This window comes from Streptomyces sp. NPDC052721, assembly GCF_040678315.1.
GTDB lineage: Bacteria > Actinomycetota > Actinomycetes > Streptomycetales > Streptomycetaceae > Streptomyces.
This window is the reverse complement of the sequence record NZ_JBFATL010000062.1, coordinates 19,565-43,170: the sequence shown is the minus strand read 5'-3', so window position 1 is coordinate 43,170 and position 23,606 is coordinate 19,565. Positions and strand designations below refer to the sequence as shown.

The window sequence follows — 23,606 nt, the reverse complement described above, 5'->3', positions numbered from 1 at the left end:
ACGCCCGGTTACATTCCGAACCCGGAAGCTAAGCCTCACAGCGCCGATGGTACTGCAGGGGGGACCCTGTGGGAGAGTAGGACGCCGCCGAACAATTTTTGAGGGAACCCCCGCACTTCGGTGCGGGGGTTTTCTGCGTTTAGGGTGATTCCATGCGCTACGACCTCGTCATCTTCGACAACGACGGTGTCCTCGTGGACAGCGAGCCCATATCCAACCGACTCCTGGCCGCCTATCTGACCGAGCTGGGGCACCCGACCTCGTACGAGGACTCCATCCGCGACTACATGGGGTCGGCGACGCACCGGATCCATGACCTGATCCTGGAGCGGACGGGACAGCGGCTGCCGGTGGATTTCGACGAGGTCTTCCACACCCGGGTGTTCGCCGCTTTCGAGCGGGAATTGCGGCCCGTACCCGGTGTGACCGGCGTACTGGAGAAGCTCGCCGCGGACGGAGTGCCGTACTGCGTGGCCTCCTCCGGGAGTCACGCGCGGATCCGGGTGGGGCATCGGACGACCGGGCTCGACCGGTGGTTCCCAAAGGAGCGCATCTTCAGCTCGGAGGACGTCGGGCGGGGCAAGCCGGCGCCGGACCTGTTCCTGCACGCCGCCGAGCGGATGGGCGTGGCCCCCGAGCGGTGCGTGGTCGTGGAGGACTCCCCGCTGGGCGTCCAGGCGGCTGTGGCGGCCGGGATGGACGTGTACGGGTTCACCGCGATGACGCCGGCGGCGAAGCTCACGCGTGCCGGGCAACTCTTCTCCCGCATGGACCAGTTGCCCGACCTGCTGGTATGACCCCGGTCGACCGTGCGGGCTGACATATGTCATGCGCAGCTCCGGACGATCGTTTCTACTGGCGGCCCCGGCCCGGGGGCGAAGCTGAGGGCATGACGAAGAACACGGGGAACCAGGGCCGGAAGCCGAGCGTGCTGGACAACGTCAAGCCGCTGCTCATCGATGTGGCGCTGCCGCTCGGCTCGTACTACCTCTTCAAGGACGCCTTCGGGGTGAGCACCTTCGCTGCGCTCGCCTGGAGCAGTGTCGTACCGGCGGTGCGGACCGTATGGGGAATCGTCAGGGAGCGCAGGACCAACGCGCTGGCGGGTCTCATCCTCGCCGTGAACGTCGTGTCCCTGCTGCTGAGTTTCGTCTCGGGCGACCCGCGGCTGATGCTGGCCAAGGACAGCGGGGTCAGCAGCACGGTGGCCATCGGCATCCTGGTGTCCGTCCGGCTCGGCAAGCCGATGATGACCGCGGGCATGAAGCCCTTCGTCGTGAAGGGCGACGCGGCCAGGGAAGCCGCCTGGCAGCGGCTGGTGTCCGGGGCGGCGGACGAGTCCGCGGCCTTCCGGTCCAGGGAGCGGACGTTCTCCATGGTGTGGGGGCTGGCCCTGCTCGCCGAGTGCGTCGTACGGGTCGTGGGTGCCTACACCATCCCCGTGGGCACCATGGTGTGGCTGGGCTCCGTCATCCTGATCGCCGCGATGGCGATCGGGATGGTGGTCAGCGGTGGACTGGCCGTGGGACCGATGGAGCGGATGCTCGCGGCGGAAGTGGAGGCCGGCCGGGCGGAGCGGCCCGCGGTGGCCGTCGCCGCCTGATCACCGAGCCCAAGCCGGGTGAGCCGAAGCCCGGACCGAAGCTGAGGGAATTTCATCTTTGACTGGATCTACCCAGCGGTAGCCCGGGGCCCTACTCTCGCCGCCATGACTGATGTGCTGCTGCGCGGTAGGGCCTCCCTGGCGTTCAGCTTCTTCGCCCAGGGTGTCGCCTTCGCCCTGCTGGTGACGCGCATCCCGGCCATCCAGGACCGGTACGGCGTCTCCGACGCGCTGCTGCCGGTCTTCCTGGCCGCCGTGCCGGTCCTCGCCGGGGTCGGCAGCGTGAGCACCGAACAACTAGTGAAGCGGATACGGCCCAGCCGGCTGCTGCGCTGGTCCCAGCCGGTGGTGCTGCTGGCGCTGCTCGGCGTCGGGGCGGGCGGGCACGGACAGGTGGCCGTACTGGCCGTGGCGCTGGGCGTGTTCGGCCTGGCGGTGGGCGCGCTGGACGCGTCCATGAACATGCTCGGCGTCAGCCTCCAGCGGTCGTACGGGCGCAGCATCATGCTCGGCTTCCACGCCGTCTACAGCCTGGGCGCGATCCTGGGGGCCTCGCTGGCCTGGGCGGGGGCGCACTGGCACCTCGCGCTGTGGGTGTCGTATCTGCCGGTGGTGGCCGTTCTGCTGCCGGCGACGCTGATGGGGAGCCGGTGGTATGTCGACGGGGAGCCCCTGCCCGCTCCGGAGCGGACCGCTGAGCAGAGGAACGTCGTCTTCAAGCTGCTGCTGCCGCTGTGCCTGGTGATGATGTTCGCCTACATCGGGGACTCGACCGTCTCCAACTGGAGCGCCAAGTATCTGAAGGACGTGCTGGGCAGCTCGGAGCAGCTGGCGACCGTGCCGTACAACGTGTACATGGTGACCACGCTCGTGGGGCGGGCCGTCGGGGACCTCGGGGTGCGGCGGTTCGGGGCCGTGGCGGTCGTACGGCTCGGCGCGGTGGTCGCGGCCGGCGGGTTCGCGGTGGTGGCCGTGGCGCCCGGCGCGTGGGCCGGGATGCTCGGGTTCACCCTGCTGGGCCTGGGGTTGTGTGTGCTGGTGCCGCAGACGTTCGCGGCGGCGGGACGGTTGTTCCCCGGGGCCTCGGACGCGGCGGTCGCGCGGCTGAACATCTTCAACTACGTGGGTTTCCTGATCGGCGCACCGTTGGTGGGCGCGCTCGGTGACGCGTGGAGCTATCGGGGGGCCATGCTCGTGCCGATGGTGTTGGTGCTGGTGACACTGGGGTACGCCAGGTCGTTCGCCGCTCAACCGGACCGATACGGTGGCGGACATGAGCGGCCGCGCACAGCTGATGTGGGACGAGGCAGTAACGGGCTATGACTTCGGTCGGAACCATCCGATGGATCCGGTCCGGCTGGAGCTGACCCGTCGGCTGGTCGGTGCCTTCGGGCTCGACCGGGAGGTGGAGGTCGTCGCGGCGAAAGCGGCCGGCGAGTCCACGCTCCGGCTGGTCCACCGGGAGGACTACATCGACGCCGTGAAGGCCGCGTCGGCCGATCCGGCGGGGGCGGACGGCTCGTACGGGCTGGGCACGGTCGACGATCCCGCGTTCGCCGGGATGCACGAGGTGTCCGCGCTGATCGCCGGGCAGTCGGTGGGCGCGGCCGAGGCGGTGTGGCGGGGGGACGCCGACCACGCCGTGAACTTCGCGGGCGGGCTGCACCACGCCATGCCCGGTGGGGCGTCGGGGTTCTGCATCTACAACGACGCGTCGCTCGCCATCGCGCGGCTGCTGGAGCTGGGGGCCGAGCGGGTCGCCTACGTGGACGTGGACGTGCACCACGGGGACGGGGTGCAGGCCGCGTTCTGGGAGGACCCGCGGGTGCTGACCATCTCGTTGCACGAGCATCCCCGTACGTTGTTCCCGCAGACCGGGTGGCCGGAGGAGACCGGGGCGGGCGCGGGGGAGGGGGCCGCGGTCAACGTGGCGCTGCCGGCCGGGACCGGGGACGCGGGGTGGGTGCGGGCCTTCCACGCCGTGGTGCCGGAGCTGCTCGCGGAGTTCCGGCCGCAGGTGCTCGTCACCCAGCACGGGGCCGACACGCACTTCGAGGATCCGCTCGCGCATCTGGCGGTCTCGCTGGACGCGCAGCGGGCGGTGCAGGTGGCCTGTCACGATCTGGCGCACGAGTACGCCGGGGGCAAGTGGGTCGCGCTGGGCGGCGGCGGGTACGCGGTGGTGGACGTCGTTCCGCGGTCGTGGACGCATCTGGTGGGGATCGCGGCCGGGAAGCCGGTCGCTCCGGAGGCGATGATCCCCGAGGCATGGCGGCAGGACGTGTTCGCCCGGACGCGGCAGTCGGGACCGTGGCGGATGACGGACGGGTTGTGGCCGGTGTCGTGGGCGTCCTGGGAGGAGGGGTACGACCCCGCCGACCGGGTCGACCAGGCCGTGCTGGCGACCCGGCGGGCCGTGTTCCCGTTGCGCGGTCTTCTTCCCTGACGGTTGCTCGCACCCGCCCGTCGGCCGGCATTAGGCCAACCGTGCGGACTTCCGGCGTTTCCGTCCCTCCCGCACCCCCAATGGGCCACCATCGCATCCGTGTCGACCGCCGCCCGTCTCCGCGCGCATCTGGTGGCCGCCCGGCTGGCCGGGGTGGTGGCGACCTCGCGGGAGGACAGCCTGCGGAGTTACCGGCTGTTCGCCGCCCGGGATCCACGCGTGTTGATCGGGATCGATCCCGAAGGGGCATGGGGAGTCCGGGACTTGCTCGGGTTGATGGCGGAGAAGTGCGGGGTTTCGGCCGATCCCCGGTACATTTCCGGACCGGATGTGATCGATCCGGAGCGGACGCTCGCCGCGCTGGACGCCTTCGCGGGGCGGATCCGGGAGGTGGCCCGGCGTGGTGCGCCCGTGCTGCTCGGCACCGGGCACCCGCGTCCGCTGCTCGGTTTCTACGCCGGTCTCGCGGACGCGTTGTCGGCGGCGGGATGTGAGGTCCTCACCCCGGCGCAGGGTCGCTGTGTCGACATATTGACCCGGTTCGGCCTACGTACCCATCGCCTCGACTACGTACGAGGGGTTGCCCTGGTGCGGGAACCGGCGGGCGGGCGCCCCGGTTGTGAGCCGGGCGCCCACAGCCACTCGCCGCTGCCGGTTCGGGTCGCGCTGGACGCCGCGGCGCAGGCCGGCGGGCCGCTGCCGGAGCTGGTCGTCGGGGACCACGGATGGGTCTGCGGTGCTGGTCAGCTGGGGTTCGAGGCCATCGGTCTGGCCGACACGGATGATCCCGCGCTGTTCGTGGGGGAGGCCGAGGGACGGGTGTCCGTCGCCGTTCCGGTTGATGACGCAGTGCGGTCTGCTCACTACCGGCCGCTGATCCGCTACGTACTCGATCGAGCGTGTCTGTCACAGTAGGCCGCCGATGGGTGCACCTCTTCCCCACTCGCATCACCCGCCCCTAGTCTGGGGAGTGAGCACGCAACGACGAAGAGTCACCGGAAGGGGAAGCCGGTGGCCGTCGAGTGCGGAAGGTTCAGGTGTGTCATGGCTGCAGCTGGCGAGAGGCCTCTGAACGAGGTTCAGTTCCTTACCGTGGCGGAGGTCGCCTCGGTGATGCGAGTGTCGAAGATGACCGTGTACCGCCTGGTGCACAGCGGTCATCTGCCCGCGATCCGGGTGGGGCGGTCGTTCCGCGTCCCGGAACAAGCGGTACACGAGTACCTCCGCGACAGCTATGTGGGGGTGGAGACGGCCTGACGACAACCCCTGGGCGACCCGGGGGTGCCCCTCGATTACGACCTCGGCGCTCGGTTGGGTAGGCTAGCCCCTCGTAGGTCGTGTGGGCCCATGGCGCCCAAACAACCGAGTGATGAGAAGTGAGCGAGGGTAGTCGTGGGCTCTGTTATCAAGAAGCGGCGCAAGCGGATGGCCAAGAAGAAGCACCGCAAGCTGCTCAAGCGCACGCGCGTTCAGCGCCGCAACAAGAAGTAAGCGGCGCCGCGACAGTGTGGCCCTGTGGCCCCCCACCATCAGTGGTGGGGGGCCACAGGCATATACCGATGGGGGAATTTCCGTCGCCAGGCACACCTGGGGTCATCACAGCGCACCATCGACCGGCTAGGTTGGCCGCACACGGGGAACGCGGGATACCGGTTACGCGGGAAGGAAGGCGCTGATCTTGGGACGGATCGTGCTCGTCACCGGAGTCGCCCGGCAGCTCGGCGGCCGGTTCGTGCGGCGGATCCAGCGGGACCCGGAGGTCGAGCGTGTGATCGCCGTGGACGCGGTGCCGCCGGCCCACCACCTGGGTGGCGCCGACTTCATCCAGGCCGACATCCGGCAGCCGACCATCGCCCGGGTGCTCGCCGAGACCGGCGCGGACACGGTCGTCCACCTGGACGTCACGGGCACGGCCCTGGGCGGCGGCAGCCGGGCCACGGTCAAGGAGACCAACGTCATCGGCACCATGCAGCTGCTCGGCGCCTGCCAGAAGTCGCCGACCGTGCGGCGGCTGGTGGTGAAGTCCAGTACGAACGTGTACGGCTCCGCGCCGCGCGATCCGGCCGTGTTCACCGAGACGACCCCGCCCAAGTCGCTGCCCAGCGGCGGCTTCGCGAAGGACACCGTCGAGGTGGAGGGCTATGTGCGCGGGTTCGCCCGGCGGCGCCCGGACGTCGCCGTGTGCGTGCTGCGGTTCGCCAACATCCTCGGGCCGGCCGCGGACACCCCGCTCGCCTCGTACTTCGCGCTGCCCGTCCTGCCGACCGTGTTCGGCTACGACCCACGGCTGCAGTTCGTGCACGAGGACGACGTCATCGAGGTGCTCAGGATCGCCTCGCACGAGCCGCGCCGGGGCACCCTGAACAGCGGCACCTTCAACATCGCCGGGGACGGCGTGCTGCTGCTCTCGCAGTGCTCCCGGCGGCTCGGGCGGCCCACGGTGCCGCTGCTGCTGCCCGCGGTCACCTGGGCCGGCTCCCTCGTGCGTACGCTCGGTATGACGGACTTCTCGCCGGAACAGATCCGGCTGCTCACCCACGGGCGGGTCGTGGACACCGTCCAGATGCGCGAGACGCTGGGCTTCACGCCCCGCTACACGACGGCCGAGACCTTCGCGGACTTCGCGCGCGGCCAGGGTGCCGGGCTGCTGCCGCCGGAGACCCTGGCGGGGGCCGTCGACCGGGTCGCCGCCCTGACCGCGAGGGCGGGCGGCCACCCCCAGACGCACAGCGCCAACTGAGGAGAGCGGCAATATGGCGGACGCCAAGGTCATTCCGTTCGACGACGACCGGTCCCGCGGAAGCGCCGCACAGCGTCAGCCGCGGCGGCGGAGCGGGGGGAGCCGGCGCGGTGCGCTCGGGGAGCCGGGTGAGATGGGTGCGGTCCAGCCCCTGCCGGGGCGGGAGCGGGCGCGGGAGGATGGTCCTGTGAGCCGCGAGGAGGAGCCGCTGGAGCCGGCGGAGGCCGGCGGGCGGGACGGCGGCCTGGAGCGGCGGGTGGCGGCCGGGCTGGCCTTTCTGCGGCGCCGGCTCACCGGGGACTACGAGGTCGACGACTTCGGCTACGACGAGGAGCTGACCGACCAGGTCCTGATGTCGCTGCTGCGGCCGGTGTACGAGAAGTACTTCCGGGTCGAGGTGAAGGGCATCGAGAACATCCCGGCCGAGGGCGGGGCGCTGATCGTCGCCAACCACTCCGGGACACTGCCGCTGGACGGGCTGATGATGCAGGTGGCGGTGCACGACCACCACCCGGCCGGCCGCCATCTCCGTCTGCTCGCCGCCGACCTGGTCTTCGTGCTGCCGGTGGTCAACGAGCTGGCCCGCAAGCTGGGGCACACCCTCGCCTGCGCGGAGGACGCGGAACGGCTGCTGGGGCAGGGGGAGCTGGTCGGGGTGATGCCGGAGGGCTTCAAGGGGATCGGGAAGCCGTTCAGCGAGCGGTACAAGCTCCAGCGGTTCGGCCGGGGCGGCTTCGTCTCGACGGCCCTGCGTCAGGGTGTGCCGATCGTTCCGTGCTCGATCGTCGGGGCGGAGGAGATCTACCCGATGATCGGCAACGCCAAGACGCTGGCGCGGGTGCTGGGCTTCCCGTACTTCCCGTTGACGCCGACGTTTCCCTGGCTCGGTCCGCTGGGTGCGATTCCGCTGCCCACGAAGTGGACGATCCAGTTCGGTGAGCCGATTCCGACGGACGGGTATCCGCCGGAGGCGGCGGAGGATCCGATGCTGATGTTCAACCTGACCGATCAGGTGCGGGAGCAGATTCAGCACACGCTGTACAAGCTGTTGGTGCAGCGGCGCTCGGTGTTCTTCTGAGGGCTCCGCTGAACGGCATCGAGGGCGCCCCTGCTCGGAAAGGGGCGCCCTCGATGCCGTGGCCGTGCCGCGTCAGTCCGCGTCGTCCCTGTCGATGCCCAGGCCCGGGAGCAGGTCGGGGATGAGCGGGGGGATCGTGACGTCCGGCTGGCCCGTGGGGGACTTGCCGGCGGACGGGGACGTGGTGTCGGACCCGGTCTTCGGCGGGTCGAGCAGTCCCCCCGCGTCGCCGCCGATGAGCCCGTCGCCGCTGCTGCCGGTGGCCGGGCCGCTCGGCGTGCCCGTGCCGGTGTGCTTGCCGGCGGACGGGGTGTTCCCGGCGCTCGGCGTGGTGGACCGGTGGCTGCCGGAGGAGCCGGTGGACGCCGGGCCGGAGCCGCCCGGGTGTCTGCCGTCGCCCGGCCGGGCGGGTGGCTGCGGGAGCAGGGACTGCAGCGGGGCGACCTCTTCGTCTATGGCGTCGAAGACCGAGGACACCTGCTGTTTCACATCGCCCAGTTGGGTGGGCAGCTTGTCGCTGAGCGCGCTCCAGGCCTGGCGGTGGGACCGGGAGAACGTGGACAGCGCCTGGATGGGGCCGAGCGAGTCCGGGTCGGCCTCGTAGGCCGCGTGGAGCAGGCGGTGGCCCTCGGTGACGTCGTGCCGCATCCCGGACAGGGTGCGGCGGATCTCGCCGATGGACTCATGGTCCAGATGGCCGCCCCGGCCGCGCTCCAGCAGCCGCCGGGCCTCGCTGAGGCGGGTGGAGGCCTGGTCGAGGTAGGTCTGGCCGCGCTGGTCGTCGCCGTCGGTCAGGTAGTTGAGCTTGAAGTCCTCGATGCCGCGTTTCAGCCCGTACAGCGAGTCGCCGGGCAGGGCGTCGGAGCTGGCGGCGGCGACCCCGCCGAAGGCCCCGGCGGCCACGCCCACGCTGAGCCCGCCGGCCGCGAGGCCCTTGGTCAGTCTCGTGCGCGGGCGGAGCTTGCCCAGCGGGCTCGCCCGGTGCGCGCCCTTGGCCCGGTGTGAGCGCCCGCCCGTCTCCCGCCAGCGCCCTTCCAAGGAAGTCGCCGCGCTCCCTTTCTGCTCCGGTACCGACGTGTCCGCCGCCCCCGTGCCCTCCTGGAGCATGGCCTCCATCGCGGCCACCAGCTGGGCCCGCTGGACGACCTTGACCTCGGGATCGAGCTGCGGCCTGGGCAGCGCGCCGAGGCCCGCCGCCAGGGCCAGCAGTTCGCCCTGCTCGGTCCGTTCCTCGGTGGTCGGCGGTGATCCCGCCGGGCCTACGGACTGCTCGGCCGCCGTGTCCCGGGCGGACTGCTCCTCCAGGGCCTGGGCGAAGGCGTTCGCCCGCCGGTGCGCCGATACGTTCGCGATCACTGGCGGCACCTCCTCTCGTCATGACGGTCGACTCCCCAGGGGGTCCTGAGGGTTGCACGCCCACGGCATTTCCACACGATCGAGCGATCGGGTCAGCCAGGACGTGACCACAGGGAGCCTGTATCCCGCACAACGACTGGCGCGGCACTTGGGTTACGGACGGCGGATGACCGGATCAGAAAGGCGGCAACGGGCGGTCACGGTAGGTGAGTTGGCCGTCGCCCGGGGTCAGGTGGTTCAGCGGGCGTCGTCGGGCAGCAGCCGGGCGAGGGTGCGGACGGCGCGGTACTGGAGGGTCTTGATGGCGCCCTCGTTCTTGCCCATGACCCGGGCGGTCTCGGCGACCGAGAGACCCTGGAGGAAGCGGAGCGTCACGCACTCCTGCTGCTGGGGGTTGAGCCGCCGTACGGCGTCGAGCAGGGCGGCGTTCGACAGGGACTCCAGGACGGAGTCCTCCGGGGAGCGTTCGACCTCGTTGGCGTCGAGCATCTCGCCGGTGGTGACCTCCAGCCGGAAGCGGCTGGACTTGAAGTGGTCGGCGACCAGGTTCCGGGCGATGGTGACCAGCCAGGCGCCGAAGTCGCGGCCCTGCCAGGTGAAGGTGCCGATCCTTCGGAGCGCCCGCAGAAAGGTCTCACTGGTGAGGTCCTCGGCGGTCGCCCGGCCGCCGACGCGGTAGTAGATGTACCGGTAGACGGTGTCGCTGTACTGGTCGTAGAGCCGTCCGAAGGCCTCGGCCTCCCCCGCCTGGGCGCGTTCGACCAGGTCCATCATCCGGGCGCTGTCGCTGTCGGCGGCCGGACGGCGGGCGGTGGCCGCGCCCGTGGCCCGCCCTCGTCTGCCGACGGCGGCGGTGCCGTCGGCCAGCGCGTAGCACGGGCCGGCGGGCGCGGCGGCGGCGAAGGCGGGGACGGCGTACGCGGTGGGGACGAGGCCGCGCAGCGTCTCCTTGACCGTTGCGACTGCTGCGCGCAGCGTAGCCAGGCCCGAGGCGTCAACCCCGACGTGTGGGTACACGGGACTCCCAGAGGCAGAGCTTCCATCACGTGCAGTGCGGGACCTTTCACCCGTCGTAGCGACGGAGGGGTACCGGTTTGCGTCTGAGGAGAATAACGCTTCGTACAGGCACTGCTACACCGAGTTGCTCAAATCATCGATTGCGTCGCATCGGTAACCGTTTGATGGCGAGTCAAGTTGCGCAATCTGATCGCTTGTTGACCGGAATGAGGCCGGTTTCGATGAGGAGCGGGGCGCCTTGAAATGGCCGCGGCACGATTCCCGCGCGCGGGGCGGCTGTGGCGGCTGGTACGAGGACCGGGGGGCGGTTATCGGCGCCGTCGGCTCAGGGCGATCGCCGCCGCCGTGCCACCGGCCACCGCGCCGACCCCGGCCGCCGCCGGAATGCCGACCTTCGCCGCCTTGCGGCCCGTGCGGTAGTCGCGCAGGCGCCAGTCCTTCTCGCGGGCGTGCCTGCGCAGCTTGGCGTCCGGGTTGATGGCGTAGGGATGGCCGACCAGGGACAGCATCGGGATGTCGTTGTGGCTGTCGCTGTAGGCCGCGCAGCGGGACAGGTCCAGCCCCTCCGCCGCGGCGAGCGCGCGGACCGCCTCCGCCTTGGCCGGGCCGTGCAGCGGCTCGCCGACCAGCTTGCCGGTGTAGACGCCGTCGACCGACTCGGCCACCGTGCCGAGGGCGCCCGTGAGGCCGAGGCGGCGGGCGATCACCTGGGCGATCTCCACCGGGGCCGCGGTCACCAGCCACACCTTCTGGCCGGCGTCCAGGTGGGCCTGGGCGAGGGCGCGGGTACCGGGCCAGATGCGGTCGGCCATGTACTCGTCGTAGATCTCCTCGCCGATCGACTCCAGTTCGGCGACCCGGTGGCCCTTGACGATCGACAGCGCCGAGTCGCGGGCGTCCTGCATGTGCTCGGGGTCCTCGACGCCGGCCAGCCGGAACCAGGCCTGCTGCCAGGCGAACTTGGCGAGGTCGCGGGTCTCGAAGAACTTCCGCTTGTACAGCCCGCGGCCGAAGTGGAACAGCGCGGCGCCCTGCATCACCGTGTTGTCGAGGTCGAAGAAGGCGGCGGCCCGGTCGTCGCCGATCACCGGGAAGTCCGGTTCCTCCGGCGTGGCGCGCGAGGCTTCCTGCGAGGACTTGCGGGCGGCCTCCGCCGAGGCCTCGCCTGCCAACACGCTCCGCGCCGTGGCGGAGCGCCTACGGGGAGTGAGCCATCCGAGAGCGGCCATGACGTGAGCATAGCCAGTTCGCCCCGCGGTTCCGGCGACCGGAGGCCGCGAGGTCGTGAACTCTGCGCGACCGGGTCGTTGAAGAAGCGATCCGGAACGGGCGCCGGGCGCGCGAGAATGGCCGGTATGAGTCCCCTCTTCCGACGCAGGGCCGAGCCGCGCGCGCGGCTGGTCACCCTCATCCGCAAGCCGGGCTGTCATCTGTGCGACGACGCGCAGCTGGTGATCGAGAAGGTGTGCGGCGACCTCGGCGTGCCGTGGGAGCCGAAGGACATCACCGAGGACCGGGAGCTGCACGACCGCTACTGGGAGCAGATCCCGGTCGTACTGATCGACGGTGAACAGCACACCTTCTGGCGCGTGAACGAGGAGCGTCTGCGCCGGGCACTGACCGACTAGTCCAAACCGGCCGGAAAGTCGCTTAGGATCGACGGCGGTTTGGTCTCGGGGGCGGGATTCGTGAGGAGTGTGTGCGGTTTTGCCCCCAGTAACGAAGGGACACCGGTGCGTATGCGCCGGTTTCCGGCGAGGGTGCAGAAGTCGCGTGACCCCGGTCACTTCTGCCGGGCAAATCGGACACCATCTTTGTGCACGCGTTCACAAAGACATAGCCTGCTGTCGACGGGGCGGTCTGGGGACGTATGACCGCCTGCAGCCCCGCTCTACCCGCAGGAGCACCGTGGCAACTGGCCGAACACACCGACCGGCGACCCGTAGCCGAGGGATTCCCGAGGCCACCGTCGCCCGGCTTCCGCTGTACCTCCGAGCCCTGACCGCGCTGTCGGAGCGCTCGGTACCCACGGTCTCCTCCGAGGAGCTGGCCGCGGCGGCGGGAGTCAACTCCGCCAAGCTGCGCAAGGACTTCTCGTACCTGGGCTCCTACGGAACGCGCGGTGTCGGCTACGACGTGGAGTATCTCGTCTACCAGATCTCCCGCGAACTCGGCCTGACCCAGGACTGGCCGGTCGTGATCGTCGGTATCGGCAACCTCGGCGCCGCCCTCGCCAACTACGGCGGCTTCGCCTCCCGTGGCTTCCGGGTCGCCGCCCTGATCGACGCCGACCCGGCGATGGCCGGCAAGCCGGTCGCCGGCATCCCCGTGCAGCACACCGACGACCTTGAGAAGATCATCAAGGACAACGGCGTGTCCATCGGCGTGATCGCCACCCCGGCCGGTGCCGCCCAGCAGGTCTGCGACCGGCTCGTGGCCGCCGGCGTGACCTCCATCCTGAACTTCGCGCCGACCGTGCTGTCCGTCCCGGACGGCGTCGACGTGCGCAAGGTCGACCTGTCGATCGAACTCCAGATCCTCGCCTTCCACGAGCAGCGCAAGGCCGGTGAGGAGACCGCCGCGGGCGACGGAGCGCTTCCGGCCGCCGCTTCCCGTGGCGTGACCGCGGACGACTCCGCCGACCAGGGGCCCGACGGGGACGTCCCCGCCGTGATGCCGGCATGAGCCTCCTCGTCGTCGGACTGAGCCACCGCAGTGCCCCGGTCAGCGTGCTGGAGCGGGCCGCGCTGAGCGAGGACGCCCAGATCAAGCTGCTCCAGGACACGGTCGCCGCCGAGCCCGCCGGCGAGGCCGCGGTGCTCGCCACCTGCAACCGCATCGAGCTGTACGCCGACGTCGACAAGTTCCACGCCGGTGTCGCCGAGCTGTCCACGCTGCTCGCCCAGCACAGCGGGGTCGGCCTGGAGGAACTCACCCCGTACCTCTACGTGCACTACGAGGACCGGGCCGTCCACCACCTGTTCTCGGTGGCCTGCGGCCTCGACTCGATGGTCGTCGGCGAGGGACAGATCCTCGGCCAGATCAAGGACTCCCTGGCCCGCGCCCAGGAGCTGCACACGGCGGGCAAGCTGCTGAACGACCTGTTCCAGCAGGCCCTGCGGGTCGGCAAGCGCGCCCACTCCGAGACCGGCATCGACCGCGCCGGCCAGTCCCTGGTCACCTTCGGCCTGGAGCAGCTGGCCGTCGGGGTGCCCGTCCCCGACTGGGCCGCGGGCAAGAAGGCGCTGATCATCGGCGCCGGGTCGATGTCGTCCCTGGCCGCCGCGACGCTCGCGCGCGCCGGGGTCGCCGAGGTCGTCGTCGCCAACCGCACCTTCGAGCGCGCCGAGCGGCTCGCCGGGATCCTCACCGAGTCCGACGAGAACGAGGTGACCGCCCGCGCGGTGCGGATGGACGCGGTGGCCGCCGAGCTGACACGTGCCGACGTCGTCGTCTCCTGTACCGGGGCGACGGGCCTGGTGCTCACGGCGGAGGCGGTCGCGCACGCGGTCGAGGGCCGTACCGGCGCCCCCGTCGCCGGCACCGGTGCCACGGCCGTGCAGCCGGAGGCCGTGCAGCCCGGGACCCCGATACGGCCCACCGGCATCGGCGCCGACGACAACTGCCCGCTGGACCTGGCCGCCGTACAGCCCGGCTTCTCCGTCATGGGCGAGGCCGCCGTCGCCGGCATGGACGCGGCCACCCTGGAGCAGCACGCGGCCTGGGCCGCGGGAAGCACCCTCGACCGCCGGGAGCGCCGGACGCCCGAGGCGGACGCCGAGCTGATCACCGCGCTCGCCGCGACCGCCGCCACCGTCGGCCGGATCCCCGAGCGGCGCAGGCCCGAGCCGGTCGCCGAACGGCCCGCGCCCTTCTTCTTCCTGCTTGACCTGGCCATGCCCCGCGACATCGACGCGGCCGTGCACCGGCTGGCCGGGGTCCGCCTGGTCGACATCGAGTCCCTGGCGGAAGCGTCCGCCGACGCGCCGATGGCGGCCGACGTGGACCAGGTCCGGCGTATCGTCTCCGACGAGGTCGCGGCCTTCGGCGCGGCACAGCGGGCGGCGCACATCACGCCGACCGTCGTCGCGCTGCGCACCATGGCCGCCGACGTCGTCGCCAGTGAGATCGCCCGCCTCGACGGCCGTCTGCCCGACCTGGACGAACGCCAGCGCGGCGAGATCCGCCAGGCCGTGCACCGGGTCGTCGACAAGCTGCTGCACGCGCCGACCGTACGGGTCAAGCAGCTCGCGGCCGAGCCCGGCGGCGCCGGGTACGCCGACGCGCTGCGCACCCTGTTCGACCTCGACCCCGAGACGGTGGCAGCCGTCTCCCGGGCCGGGGACAGCACAGACACGAAGGACCGACCGGCATGACTGAGAAGGCGTTGCGGCTGGGGACCAGGCGGAGCAAGCTCGCCATGGCCCAGTCCGGGCAGGTGGCGGAGGCCGTCCGCCAGGTGACCGGGCGGCCCGTCGAGCTGGTCGAGATCACCACCTACGGCGATGTCTCCCGTGAGGCGCTCGCGCAGATCGGTGGCACCGGCGTGTTCGTCACGGCGCTGCGCGACGCGCTGCTGAGGGGCGAGGTCGACTTCGCGGTTCATTCGCTCAAGGACCTGCCGACCGCGCAGCCCGAGGAGCTGGTCCTGGCCGCCGTACCGGCGCGCGAGGACCCGCGGGACGTGATCGTCGCGCGCGACGCGCTGAAGTTCACGGACCTGCCGCGGGGCGCGCGCATCGGCACCGGCGCGCCGCGCCGCATGGCGCAGCTGAACGCGTACGCCCGTGCCCACGGCCTGGACATCGAGACGGTCCCGATCCGCGGCAACGTCGACACGCGGATCGGATACGTCCGCGACGGCGAGCTGGACGCGGTCGTACTGGCCGCCGCCGGACTGAACCGGATCGGCCGGATCGACGAAGTGACCGACTTCCTGTCGGTCGACACCGTTTTGCCCGCCCCCGGCCAGGGGGCCCTGGCGATCGAGTGCAGGGCGGGGAACACCGCCCAAGACGCCGCACTCGCCGCCGCGCTCGGTGAGCTGGACGACCCGTTCACACGGGCCGCCGTCACCGCCGAGCGGTCACTGCTCGCCGCCCTGGAGGCCGGTTGCAGCGCACCTGTGGGCGCGCTGGCCGACCTTCTGGCCGACGGGCAGACTGTCAAGGAAATGCGCCTGCGCGGCGTCGTCGGCACGACCGACGGCACCCGCATGGTGCAGCTGTCCACCACCGGTCCCGTGCCCCAGACGCACGACCGGGCGACGGCACTCGGTCGCGAACTCGCCACCGAGATGCTCGCCCAGGGCGCGGCCGGTCTGATGGGGGAGCGAGCACATTGAGCCCCACCACCCTTCCCGCCGGTCCGGAACACGGGCACGTCACCTTCCTCGGTGCCGGACCCGGGGATCCGGGACTGCTGACTCTGCGCGCCGTGGAGGCGCTGTCGCACGCGGACGTCCTGGTCGCCGAGCACGAGGTGCTCGACGTGATCCGGACGCACGCGCGGCAGGGCGTCTCCGTGGTGCAGACGGACGCGGACTCCGCCGGGGTGTCCCCGCCGGGCACGGGCACGCCCCAGCTGACGGTCGTTGACGGTACGTCAACACCCGCCGCCGTCCCGGCTGCTGCCCGGGATGCCGCTCATCTTGTCATGGAGGCCGCGCGGGGCGGCAGGCGGGTCGTCCGTGCGGTGTCCGGGGACCCGGGACTGGATACGTACGCGGCGGAGGAAATGCTCGCCTGCGCCGCCGCCGGGGTGCCCTTCGAGGTCGTCCCCGGTGTCGCGGCGGCGGTCGGCGTGCCCGCGTACGCCGGTGTGCCGCTGCGGGACGCGCAGGGCGCGGACGTCCGGTTCGTGGACGCCCGGACCGCCTCCGACCGGTGCTGGACGGAGGTGGGCGCGTCGGACGGCACGGTGGTCGTCTCGACGACCCTGGACTCGGTCGCCGCCGCGGCGGGCGAGCTGGTCTCGGCGGGCCGTAAGCCGGACACCCCGCTGACGGTGACGGTCGCCGGTACGACGACCCGGCAGCGGACCTGGACGGCGACGCTCGGCACGATCGCGCAGACGCTGAAGCAGGCGAAGGTGCTGCCGTCGCCGGACGGCGGGCGCCCGGTGATAGCCGTGGTCGGTGAGCGTTCCGCCGCCGCCCGGCGCGACGAGCTGTCGTGGTTCGAGTCCAAGCCGCTGTTCGGCTGGAAGGTGCTCGTGCCGCGCACGAAGGAGCAGGCGGCGTCGCTCTCCGACCAGCTGCGGTCCTACGGCGCGGTGCCGCACGAGGTCCCGACGATCGCGGTGGAGCCCCCGCGCACCCCGCAGCAGATGGAGCGGGCGGTCAAGGGCCTGGTGACGGGCCGCTACGAGTGGATCGCGTTCACCTCCGTCAACGCGGTGAAGGCGGTCCGGGAGAAGTTCGAGGAGTACGGCCTCGACGCGCGTGCCTTCGCGGGCATCAAGGTGGCCGCGGTGGGCGAGCAGACCGCCAAGGCGCTGGTCGCCTTCGGTGTGAAGCCGGATCTGGTGCCGAGCGGGGAGCAGTCGGCCGCCGGTCTGCTGGAGGACTGGCCGCCGTACGACCCGGTGTTCGACCCGATCGACCGTGTCTTCCTGCCGCGGGCCGACATCGCGACCGAGACCCTGGTCGCCGGTCTGATCGAGCTGGGCTGGGAGGTGGACGACGTCACGGCCTACCGGACCGTGCGCGCCTCGCCGCCGCCGGCGGAGACCCGGGAGGCGATCAAGGGCGGCGGCTTCGACGCGGTCCTCTTCACGTCCTCGTCCACGGTCCGGAACCTGGTGGGCATCGCGGGCAAGCCGCACAACGTGACGGTGATCGCGTGCATCGGCCCGGCGACGGCGAAGACCGCCGAGGAGCACGGGCTGCGGGTCGACGTCATGGCCCCGGAGCCGTCCGTGCACAAGCTGGCGGAGGCGCTGGCGGACTTCGGCATGAAGCGGCGCGCCGCCGCGCTGGAGGCCGGTGACCCGGTGACCCGGCCGAGCGAGCGCCGGCCGGGGGCGCGCAGGCGCCGCTCGACCACCTGAGGCACCGGAGGGCTCCGGCCCCCTGGACCCCGGGCCTACTCGGTCGGCCGGGAGGTGGGAGTGCGGGCGGAATCGGCCCGCACTCCCGCCTCCCGTCGTACGACCTCGCGGAAGCCGTGCGGTGGGCGGCCCGTGAGGCGGAGGACGGTGTCGGTGACGCGGTCCTCGGCTCCGTCGGCGATGGCGCGGTCCATGGCCGCCAGCATCGCCGCGAACGCGGCCGGGATGCCCGCCGTCCGGGTCAGGTGGTCCCGCAGTTGCCCGGCGGTCAGCGCGCGGTGGACGACCGGACGGCCGGTGACCTCGGTGCAGATCCTCGCGATGTCGTCGTAGGACAGCGTTTCCGGGCCGGTCAGGACGAGGTCGGTGTTGGGTGGCGGGTCGGCGGTCAGGGCGGTGGCGGCGACCGCCGCGATGTCGTCGGCGTCGACGAAGCCGACCCGGCCGGTTCCGGTCGCGGACCGGACGACGCCCTCCTCGCGGATGCCGGTGGCGTGCGCGTGGTCGCCGGTGAAGTTCTGCATGAACCACGAGGGCCGCAGCACCGCCCACTCCTCGAACAGGCCGGGCAGCGCCTCGTGGACCGCGCCCACGGCCGGGCCGCCCGCGGGAATGGCCGAGGAACTGAGCAGCACGGCCCGGCGCACCCCGTGGGCGCGGGCCCGCTCCAGGAAGGGCAGCATGACGTCGGCCGGGGCCGGGTCGCCCACGGGAGGGACCAGGTAGACGCGGTCGGTGCCGGTCAGGGCCGCGTCGTGGCTCGTGGGGTCGTACCAGTCGAAGCGCACCGCGTCGGCGCCCGCCACCGGGCTCGCACGGCGGGACGCCGCCCGCACCCGGTGCCCGCCGGCGATCAGCCGGGCCGCGGTACGGCTGCCGGTGGTGCCGGTGACGCCCGTGACCAGCGTGGTGCCGGAGCCGGTCGCGGCCGTCATCGGGTGCTTCCGGGGAAATCGGTCGCGGGGTCCTGCAGGGCGAGCGGGTTCCAGTAGTCGCGGTAGGCGGTGATGCGGCCGTCCCGGACTTCGACGACCGCGATGTACGTCATGTCGAACGGGGCGCCGGTACGCACCAGTCGGCCCACCCCGCGCATCTCCACCACGATGGTCCCCGGCTCGGTGGTCTCGTGGACGCGCAGTTCGGGGAAGTCGTGCAGGTCGATGTGGTCCGGGTAGTCGCGCATGTAGGCGGCGACGGCTTCCCTGCCCTCCAGTCGCCGGGGCCAGCCGTCCGGAGCGAACGGGAACTCCATGACGCCGTCCTCGGCCCACAGGGCGACCCAGTCGTCGATCTTCTTGTCCAGCAGCAGCCGCAGCCCGTGGCGGTAGAGGTCGCCGGGGGCGAGGGGAGGTGTCGCGGGCATGGGTGTCTCCGTCTCGTGGGAGTCTCGTACGATGAGGCAATGCGGACCCGGGGTCCGCTTCAATCGAAAATACGGACCCGAGGTCCGGATTGCAATCGGGAGACACCCCATGGCCGAGCGCAAGCCGCGCAAGGACGCCCTGCGCAACCGCGCCGCGCTGCTCGCAGCCGCCGACGATCTCTTCGCGCGCTGCGCGAACCCGGAGGACGTCACCATGGCCGACGTCGCGGCGGCCGCCGGAGTCGGCAAGGCCTCGCTGTTCCGCGCGTTCGGGGACCGCACCGGCCTGATCCGCGCGCTCTACACGGCCCGGCTGGAACCGATCGAGCGCGCCGTGGCCGAGGGGCCGGCCCCGCTCGGACCCGCCGCGCCTCCGCTGGAACGCGTCCCCGCCCTGCTGGACGCCCTGCTGACCTTCAAGTTCGACAACCGGCACCTGGCGCTGGCCCTGGAGTCGGCCGCCGGCGACAGCCCCTACCGGATGGACCACTACGACCGGTGGCACGGCCTGCTGCGCGGTGTGCTGGCGCGGGTCCCCGGCCTCGGCGACGGCGACTTCGCCGCGCACGCCCTGCTCGCCGCCGTCCGCGCCGACCTCGTCGAACACCTGGCCGGGGACCGCGACATGGGCAGGGAGCGACTGCGGGCAGGGCTCGCGGCCTTCACGGCACGGGTCCTCGGCGTCTGAGGCGCGCGGTGCCTTGGGTTTTCCGGGTGCCCGAGGGGCCGTTCGGGGGTGCCGCGTCCGACACCGCGTCGGCAAAGCCGCAGGACGGGCGGGCGTAGCGTAGAGGGCATGACGAAGTACGGATCCTTCCCCGGCGCGCGTCCCCGACGGTTGCGTACCACCCCCGTCATGCGCCGCATGGTCGCCGAGACCAGGCTGCACCCCGCCGACCTCATCCTCCCGGCGTTCATCCGGGAGGGCGTCAGCGAGCCGGTGCCGATCGCGTCGATGCCCGGCGTCGTGCAGCACACCCGGGACAGCCTGAAGAAGGCGGCGCTGGAGGCCGTGGAGGCCGGGATCTCCGGGATCATGCTGTTCGGCGTGCCGGAGGAGGCCAAGAAGGACGCCCAGGGCACCGCCGGCACCGACCCGGACGGGATCCTCCAGGTCGCCCTCCGGGACGTCCGCGCCGAGGTCGGCGACGACCTGCTCGTCATGTCCGACCTGTGCCTGGACGAGTTCACCGACCACGGGCACTGCGGGGTGCTGGACGCCGAGGGGCGTGTCGACAACGACGCCACCCTGGAGCGGTACGCCGAGATGGCCCAGGTGCAGGCCGACGCCGGCGCCCATGTCGTCGGCCCCAGCGGGATGATGGACGGCCAGATCGGCGTCATCCGTGACGCGCTCGACCAGATCGGCCGCGAGGACGTGGCGATCCTCGCCTACACCGCCAAGTACTCCTCGGCGTTCTACGGCCCCTTCCGCGAGGCCGTCGCCTCCTCCCTGCAGGGCGACCGCAAGACCTACCAGCAGGACCCGGCCAACTGGCGGGAGTCCCTGCGGGAGCTGGAGCTGGACCTCGCCGAGGGCGCCGACATGGTGATGGTCAAGCCGGCCGGGCCGTACCTGGACATCCTCGCCCGGGTCGCCGACAGCGTGGACGTACCCGTCGCCGCCTACCAGATCTCCGGCGAGTACGCCATGATCGAGGCCGCCGCCGAGAAGGGCTGGGTCGACCGGGACCGGGCCGTCTTCGAGACGCTGACCGGCATCAAGCGGGCCGGAGCGCGCACCATCCTCACCTACTGGGCCACCGAGGCGGCCCAGAAGCTGCGCCAGTCCCCGGTCACCAGGTGAGGGCGTCGTCCATCCGCTGCTGCCAGTACGTCACCTTCAGCGAGCTGTCGTAGTACATGCCCTTGGCCGGCAGGGACGGTGTCGCGGACGGGCCGCCGCTGCTGTTCGGGGTGAGGCCCTGGAAGCCCACCGTCAGCTTGCGGGCCGTCATCCCGCCGGTTCCGCTGCCGTCGGCGGCCGACAGCAGCACGCCCGCGTACCCGGACTCGCCGGGCGCCAGGGAGACCACGGCCTGCGGCTGGGTGTCCCGGTCCGCCTGCGGCACCCACTGCATCTGGTCGAAGCGGAGCACGGGGTAGTACGGCAGCTCGCAGGTCTTGCCCCCGGTGTTCTTCACGGTGATCAGCATGTGGTTGAGGGGCCGGGCGACCGGCTGCGCGGTGACGGTCGTGTTCGCGCCGTTGCACAGCACCACGGAGCTGCCGGAGGTACCGGTGCGGGTGCCGCCCTGGGTGCCGCGCGCGGCCGGGGAGGAGCTCGGCCGCGCGCCGGGTGCGTCGGTAAGGGCCACGGGCGTGCCGTTCGCCGTACGGCCGCCGGTGCCGGCCTGGGGCCTCTTCGTCGGGGCCTGCTCCGACGACGCCGTCGTGGTCGCCGGCCGGGAGGCGCCCTCGTCCTTGGTTCCGGTCCCGTTGGCGCACGCCGTGAGCGCGAGGGCGGCGACGGCGGTGCCGGTGGCGGCGAGCAGACGGATATGGCGCGTTCGCATGGCAGGTCCTCTTTCGGGCTGGGCCGGTTGACGTGCTTGGATGACCACAGCCTGTGGGCGGGTCCGTCCCGGCGGCCAGCTGTGGCCGCGGATCCGGGACGCTGAAACGCTCACACCGGCTTTGAACTGCGAGAACAGTGCCTCCCTGGAACGCCGGGGTGGGACGAGGGGGGACGGAGAAACGGTGTCGGAAGGCACGTCCGAGAGCGGTTTCGCGGAGCTGCTGCGGGAGTTGAAGAAACGCTCCGGGCACAGCTACGGCACGCTCGCCAAGCGGCTGCACATGAGTACGTCGACGCTCCACCGGTACTGCAACGGGGACGCCGTTCCGACGGACTACGCGCCCGTGGAACGGCTCGCCCGGCTGTGCAAGGCCACGCCCGAGGAACTCGTGGAGCTGCACCGGCGGTGGGTGCTGGCGGACGCGTGGCGGGGGCGGAAGGAGCCGTCTCCGGTGGCGGTGACGGAACCTGAGCCGGTGACGGAACCTGTGCCGGTGCCGGTGCCGGTGCCGGCGCCGGTGGCCGGACCTGAACCTGAACCTGAACCGGTGTCCGTGGCCGGACCGGACCCCGGGCCGGCGCCAGAGGAGGCGCCGGCCGCTCCCCGGCACCGGATCCGCCGCCCCGCCGCCCTGCTCGCCGCCCTGACCGTCACCGCGCTGCTCGGCACCGTGGCGGTCGCGCTGAACCTGCCCTCCGGGCACTCCGGTGACGCAGAGCGGGACCACCGGGAAAGCAAGGCCGCGGCCACCTGGGAGGCCGCCGCCCGGGACAGCGCGTCGCCGGTGCCGACGGCCGCGAGCCCGATGCCGCGCCGGTCCGCCGCCCGCTCGCACTCACCCGCCGCCAAGGCCCCCGCCACCCGTGGCGGCACCCCGGCGGGCGGCTCGGGTGCCGCCACGGCCGGGCGGACGACAGCCGCCCCGCCCCTCACGGTCACCACGCACCCCTTCAGCTGGCAGACCCCCTGCTCCCAGCACTACCTGATCGACCGGCCGCCCACCGCCGTCGCCCCGCCGCCGCTGGAGCAGGACGCGCCCGCCTGGGTGGACGTGCACCAGGCGGTCTCGGCGGGGGAGCAGTTCGTCACCTTCACCGTGCAGGGCACCGGTGAGGAGGCCGTCGTCCTGGAGAAGCTGTCCGTGCGCATGGCGGGCAAGCGGTCCCCGCTCGCCTGGAACGACTACGCCATGGGCTATCCCGGCGTCGGCTGCGGCGGCGACGTGCCGACCCGCTCCTTCACCGTCGCCCTGGACGCGATGCGCCCCGCGCCCGTACCGGAGTCCGGGAGCCGGAACTTCCCGTTCAAGGTGAGCCGGTCGGACCCCGAGGTCTTCCACGTCACGGCGGACGCGTCCGCCTACGACGTCAGCTGGTACCTGGAGCTGTCCTGGTCCAGCGGGGACCGGCACGGCACGCTGGTGATCGACGACGCCGGCCGGCCGTTCCGCACCAGCGGCGACAACGGCCGCCCGGCGTACGCCTTCCCGCTCGGCGGCGAGGAGTGGCAACCGGCGCCGGAGGGGAACTGACGCCTCGGGCTCACTCCCACCAGAAGGACCAGCTCGTGGCGCCGACCAGCTCCTTGGCGTACGCCCCCACGCTCCCCGGGCCGCTCTGCGTCACGGAGTTCGGGCACAGGGCGTAGTGCTCGGCGGCCAGCACCTCGGCGTCGTCGAGGGCGGTGGGCGGCGCCGCGACGGACACCACCAGGGCGTCCGGCCCGAGCGCCACCACCCGGATTCCGAACCGGTCCTCCCACGACCGCAGCACCGCGCAGATCCGGGCCACGTCGCCGTCGTGGTCCAGAGCGCCGGTCCAGCCGATCGCCGCCGGTATGTCGGCGGACCGGCGGGCCGGTACGAGGGCCAGGTGCGGCTCCTCCATCCACTCGGCCCACGTGCTCAGGTCCTGATGCAGCGCGTCGGCGACCTGCGCGGCCCGGCTCTCCGGATCGGCGGCCAGGGGCCCGGCGGACGCGAGCCCCGGCCACTCCACGCCGAACGGCTCGATCTCCTCGCCGGCATGCCCGTCGGTCTCCTCCGCCCAGTACTCCGACAGCACGTCCCCGGCCTCGTGGTCCCCCGGGTACGACGCCTCGCCGGGCAACAGCACCCAGTCCTCGACCCCGCCCCGGCAACCGGCCAGATCCACCAGCACCGGCAGCAGCCCGGCACGGGCCGCCGGCGGACCCAGCGCCTTCCAGGTGCCGGGCGAGGAGAGCTTCTCCGCATGCCACAGCAGGGGCTCGTGCCAGGGCCCGTCGTCCGTCTCGTCCACCAGCCTGCCGGGCGGCAGCCGAAGGCCGAGGGAACGCCCACTGGGGTCGGTGGCCAGCTTGGGCAGCGGGTTGGGAAGAGTCGCCATACCGGTGACTGTAAAGCCCGCCACTGACAACGCCGTTGAGCAGCGCGGTCGCCGTGGCGGGCCGGCCG

General features: G+C 72.1%; 24 protein-coding genes and 1 rRNA gene. 18 read left to right on the top strand and 7 right to left on the bottom strand.

Annotated features, from left to right (window positions below; all coding sequences use genetic code 11):
- The 10 genes from rrf to AB0L21_RS36770 form a co-directional block, all read left to right on the top strand.
- Nucleotides 1-93: ribosomal RNA gene (rrf, locus tag AB0L21_RS36815) — 5S ribosomal RNA — on the top strand; the annotation flags it as partial.
- A 59-nt stretch (nucleotides 94-152) separates the two neighbouring features.
- Nucleotides 153-797 (top strand): HAD family hydrolase, encoded by a 645-nt coding sequence (locus tag AB0L21_RS36810; protein ID WP_365788459.1) that lies wholly within the window; start codon nucleotides 153-155, stop codon nucleotides 795-797.
- A 92-nt stretch (nucleotides 798-889) separates the two neighbouring features.
- A complete protein-coding gene (locus AB0L21_RS36805; RefSeq protein ID WP_365788458.1) occupies nucleotides 890-1,603 on the top strand; it encodes a VC0807 family protein in 714 nt (237 codons plus the stop codon).
- 105 nt (nucleotides 1,604-1,708) lie between these two features.
- Nucleotides 1,709-2,926: an MFS transporter gene (locus AB0L21_RS36800; protein ID WP_365788457.1), complete on the top strand. Its 1,218-nt coding sequence runs from the start codon at nucleotides 1,709-1,711 to the stop codon at nucleotides 2,924-2,926.
- Nucleotides 2,877-4,049 carry an acetoin utilization protein AcuC gene (locus AB0L21_RS36795; protein WP_365710179.1) on the top strand — a complete coding sequence of 391 codons (1,173 nt, stop codon included), beginning with the start codon at nucleotides 2,877-2,879 and terminating at the stop codon, nucleotides 4,047-4,049. Before AB0L21_RS36800 ends, AB0L21_RS36795 begins: the two co-directional genes overlap by 50 nt.
- 99 nt (nucleotides 4,050-4,148) lie before the next feature.
- The gene (locus AB0L21_RS36790; RefSeq protein ID WP_365788456.1) at nucleotides 4,149-4,964 is read left to right on the top strand and encodes a phosphatase; all 816 of its coding nucleotides are present in this window, start codon (nucleotides 4,149-4,151) and stop codon (nucleotides 4,962-4,964) included.
- Nucleotides 4,965-5,093: 129 nt separating this feature from the next.
- Entirely contained in the window at nucleotides 5,094-5,306 is a 213-nt protein-coding gene (locus AB0L21_RS36785) for a helix-turn-helix domain-containing protein (protein ID WP_121791081.1), read from the top strand.
- Nucleotides 5,307-5,441: 135 nt separating this feature from the next.
- Complete coding sequence (locus AB0L21_RS36780) at nucleotides 5,442-5,540, top strand: AURKAIP1/COX24 domain-containing protein (protein WP_003948845.1); 99 nt, start codon at nucleotides 5,442-5,444, stop codon at nucleotides 5,538-5,540.
- A gap of 187 nt (nucleotides 5,541-5,727) precedes the next feature.
- A complete protein-coding gene (locus AB0L21_RS36775) occupies nucleotides 5,728-6,789 on the top strand; it encodes an NAD-dependent epimerase/dehydratase family protein (protein WP_365788455.1) in 1,062 nt (353 codons plus the stop codon).
- Nucleotides 6,790-6,802: 13 nt separating this feature from the next.
- Nucleotides 6,803-7,867 (top strand): lysophospholipid acyltransferase family protein, encoded by a 1,065-nt coding sequence (locus AB0L21_RS36770; RefSeq protein WP_365788454.1) that lies wholly within the window; start codon nucleotides 6,803-6,805, stop codon nucleotides 7,865-7,867.
- Between the two features lie 72 nt (nucleotides 7,868-7,939).
- Here AB0L21_RS36770 and AB0L21_RS36765 read toward each other — a convergent pair whose 3' ends face one another.
- The 3 genes from AB0L21_RS36765 to AB0L21_RS36755 all read right to left on the bottom strand — a co-directional run bounded on the left by AB0L21_RS36765 (nucleotide 7,940) and on the right by AB0L21_RS36755 (nucleotide 11,469).
- Complete coding sequence (locus AB0L21_RS36765) at nucleotides 7,940-9,223, bottom strand: DUF5667 domain-containing protein (RefSeq protein WP_365710186.1); 1,284 nt, start codon at nucleotides 9,221-9,223, stop codon at nucleotides 7,940-7,942.
- Nucleotides 9,224-9,460: 237 nt separating this feature from the next.
- Entirely contained in the window at nucleotides 9,461-10,240 is a 780-nt protein-coding gene (locus AB0L21_RS36760; RefSeq protein ID WP_365710187.1) for an ECF subfamily RNA polymerase sigma factor, BldN family, read from the bottom strand.
- 308 nt (nucleotides 10,241-10,548) lie between these two features.
- Nucleotides 10,549-11,469, bottom strand: coding sequence for an HAD-IB family hydrolase (locus AB0L21_RS36755; protein ID WP_365710189.1), 921 nt, complete (start codon nucleotides 11,467-11,469; stop codon nucleotides 10,549-10,551).
- A 117-nt stretch (nucleotides 11,470-11,586) separates the two neighbouring features.
- On the opposite strand from AB0L21_RS36755, the gene AB0L21_RS36750 reads away from it, so the two are divergent.
- The 5 genes from AB0L21_RS36750 to AB0L21_RS36730 all read left to right on the top strand — a co-directional run bounded on the left by AB0L21_RS36750 (nucleotide 11,587) and on the right by AB0L21_RS36730 (nucleotide 17,290).
- Nucleotides 11,587-11,868, top strand: a complete 282-nt coding sequence (locus AB0L21_RS36750; protein WP_365710195.1) for a glutaredoxin family protein — start codon at nucleotides 11,587-11,589, stop codon at nucleotides 11,866-11,868.
- A 280-nt stretch (nucleotides 11,869-12,148) separates the two neighbouring features.
- Nucleotides 12,149-12,925: a redox-sensing transcriptional repressor Rex gene (locus AB0L21_RS36745; protein ID WP_365710197.1), complete on the top strand. Its 777-nt coding sequence runs from the start codon at nucleotides 12,149-12,151 to the stop codon at nucleotides 12,923-12,925.
- On the top strand, nucleotides 12,922-14,616 hold the full coding sequence (locus AB0L21_RS36740; protein WP_365710199.1) for a glutamyl-tRNA reductase: 1,695 nt from the start codon (nucleotides 12,922-12,924) through the stop codon (nucleotides 14,614-14,616). Before AB0L21_RS36745 ends, AB0L21_RS36740 begins: the two co-directional genes overlap by 4 nt.
- Nucleotides 14,613-15,584, top strand: a complete 972-nt coding sequence (gene hemC / locus AB0L21_RS36735; RefSeq protein ID WP_365788453.1) for a hydroxymethylbilane synthase — start codon at nucleotides 14,613-14,615, stop codon at nucleotides 15,582-15,584. Before AB0L21_RS36740 ends, hemC begins: the two co-directional genes overlap by 4 nt.
- Entirely contained in the window at nucleotides 15,581-17,290 is a 1,710-nt protein-coding gene (locus AB0L21_RS36730) for a bifunctional uroporphyrinogen-III C-methyltransferase/uroporphyrinogen-III synthase (protein WP_365710203.1), read from the top strand. Before hemC ends, AB0L21_RS36730 begins: the two co-directional genes overlap by 4 nt.
- A 35-nt stretch (nucleotides 17,291-17,325) precedes the next feature.
- On the opposite strand, the gene AB0L21_RS36725 is transcribed toward AB0L21_RS36730, so the two are convergent.
- Together AB0L21_RS36725 and AB0L21_RS36720 are read right to left on the bottom strand one after the other, a co-directional pair.
- Nucleotides 17,326-18,225 carry an NAD(P)H-binding protein gene (locus AB0L21_RS36725; protein ID WP_365788452.1) on the bottom strand — a complete coding sequence of 300 codons (900 nt, stop codon included), beginning with the start codon at nucleotides 18,223-18,225 and terminating at the stop codon, nucleotides 17,326-17,328.
- Nucleotides 18,222-18,653, bottom strand: coding sequence for a nuclear transport factor 2 family protein (locus AB0L21_RS36720; protein ID WP_365788451.1), 432 nt, complete (start codon nucleotides 18,651-18,653; stop codon nucleotides 18,222-18,224). The genes AB0L21_RS36725 and AB0L21_RS36720 overlap by 4 nt, the downstream gene beginning before the upstream one ends.
- A gap of 109 nt (nucleotides 18,654-18,762) precedes the next feature.
- Here AB0L21_RS36720 and AB0L21_RS36715 point away from each other — a divergent pair, with 109 nt between their 5' ends.
- Both AB0L21_RS36715 and hemB read left to right on the top strand, forming a co-directional pair.
- Entirely contained in the window at nucleotides 18,763-19,341 is a 579-nt protein-coding gene (locus AB0L21_RS36715) for a TetR family transcriptional regulator (protein ID WP_365788450.1), read from the top strand.
- 108 nt (nucleotides 19,342-19,449) lie between these two features.
- Nucleotides 19,450-20,460 carry a porphobilinogen synthase gene (gene hemB, locus AB0L21_RS36710; RefSeq protein ID WP_365710211.1) on the top strand — a complete coding sequence of 337 codons (1,011 nt, stop codon included), beginning with the start codon at nucleotides 19,450-19,452 and terminating at the stop codon, nucleotides 20,458-20,460.
- On the opposite strand, the gene AB0L21_RS36705 is transcribed toward hemB, so the two are convergent.
- Nucleotides 20,450-21,169: a DUF4232 domain-containing protein gene (locus AB0L21_RS36705; RefSeq protein ID WP_365788449.1), complete on the bottom strand. Its 720-nt coding sequence runs from the start codon at nucleotides 21,167-21,169 to the stop codon at nucleotides 20,450-20,452. The genes hemB and AB0L21_RS36705 overlap by 11 nt on opposite strands.
- A 184-nt stretch (nucleotides 21,170-21,353) precedes the next feature.
- On the opposite strand from AB0L21_RS36705, the gene AB0L21_RS36700 reads away from it, so the two are divergent.
- Nucleotides 21,354-22,703: a helix-turn-helix transcriptional regulator gene (locus tag AB0L21_RS36700; protein ID WP_365788448.1), complete on the top strand. Its 1,350-nt coding sequence runs from the start codon at nucleotides 21,354-21,356 to the stop codon at nucleotides 22,701-22,703.
- Nucleotides 22,704-22,713: 10 nt separating this feature from the next.
- Here AB0L21_RS36700 and AB0L21_RS36695 read toward each other — a convergent pair whose 3' ends face one another.
- Nucleotides 22,714-23,538, bottom strand: coding sequence for a DUF4253 domain-containing protein (locus AB0L21_RS36695; RefSeq protein ID WP_365710216.1), 825 nt, complete (start codon nucleotides 23,536-23,538; stop codon nucleotides 22,714-22,716).
- Nucleotides 23,539-23,606: the final 68 nt, after the last annotated feature.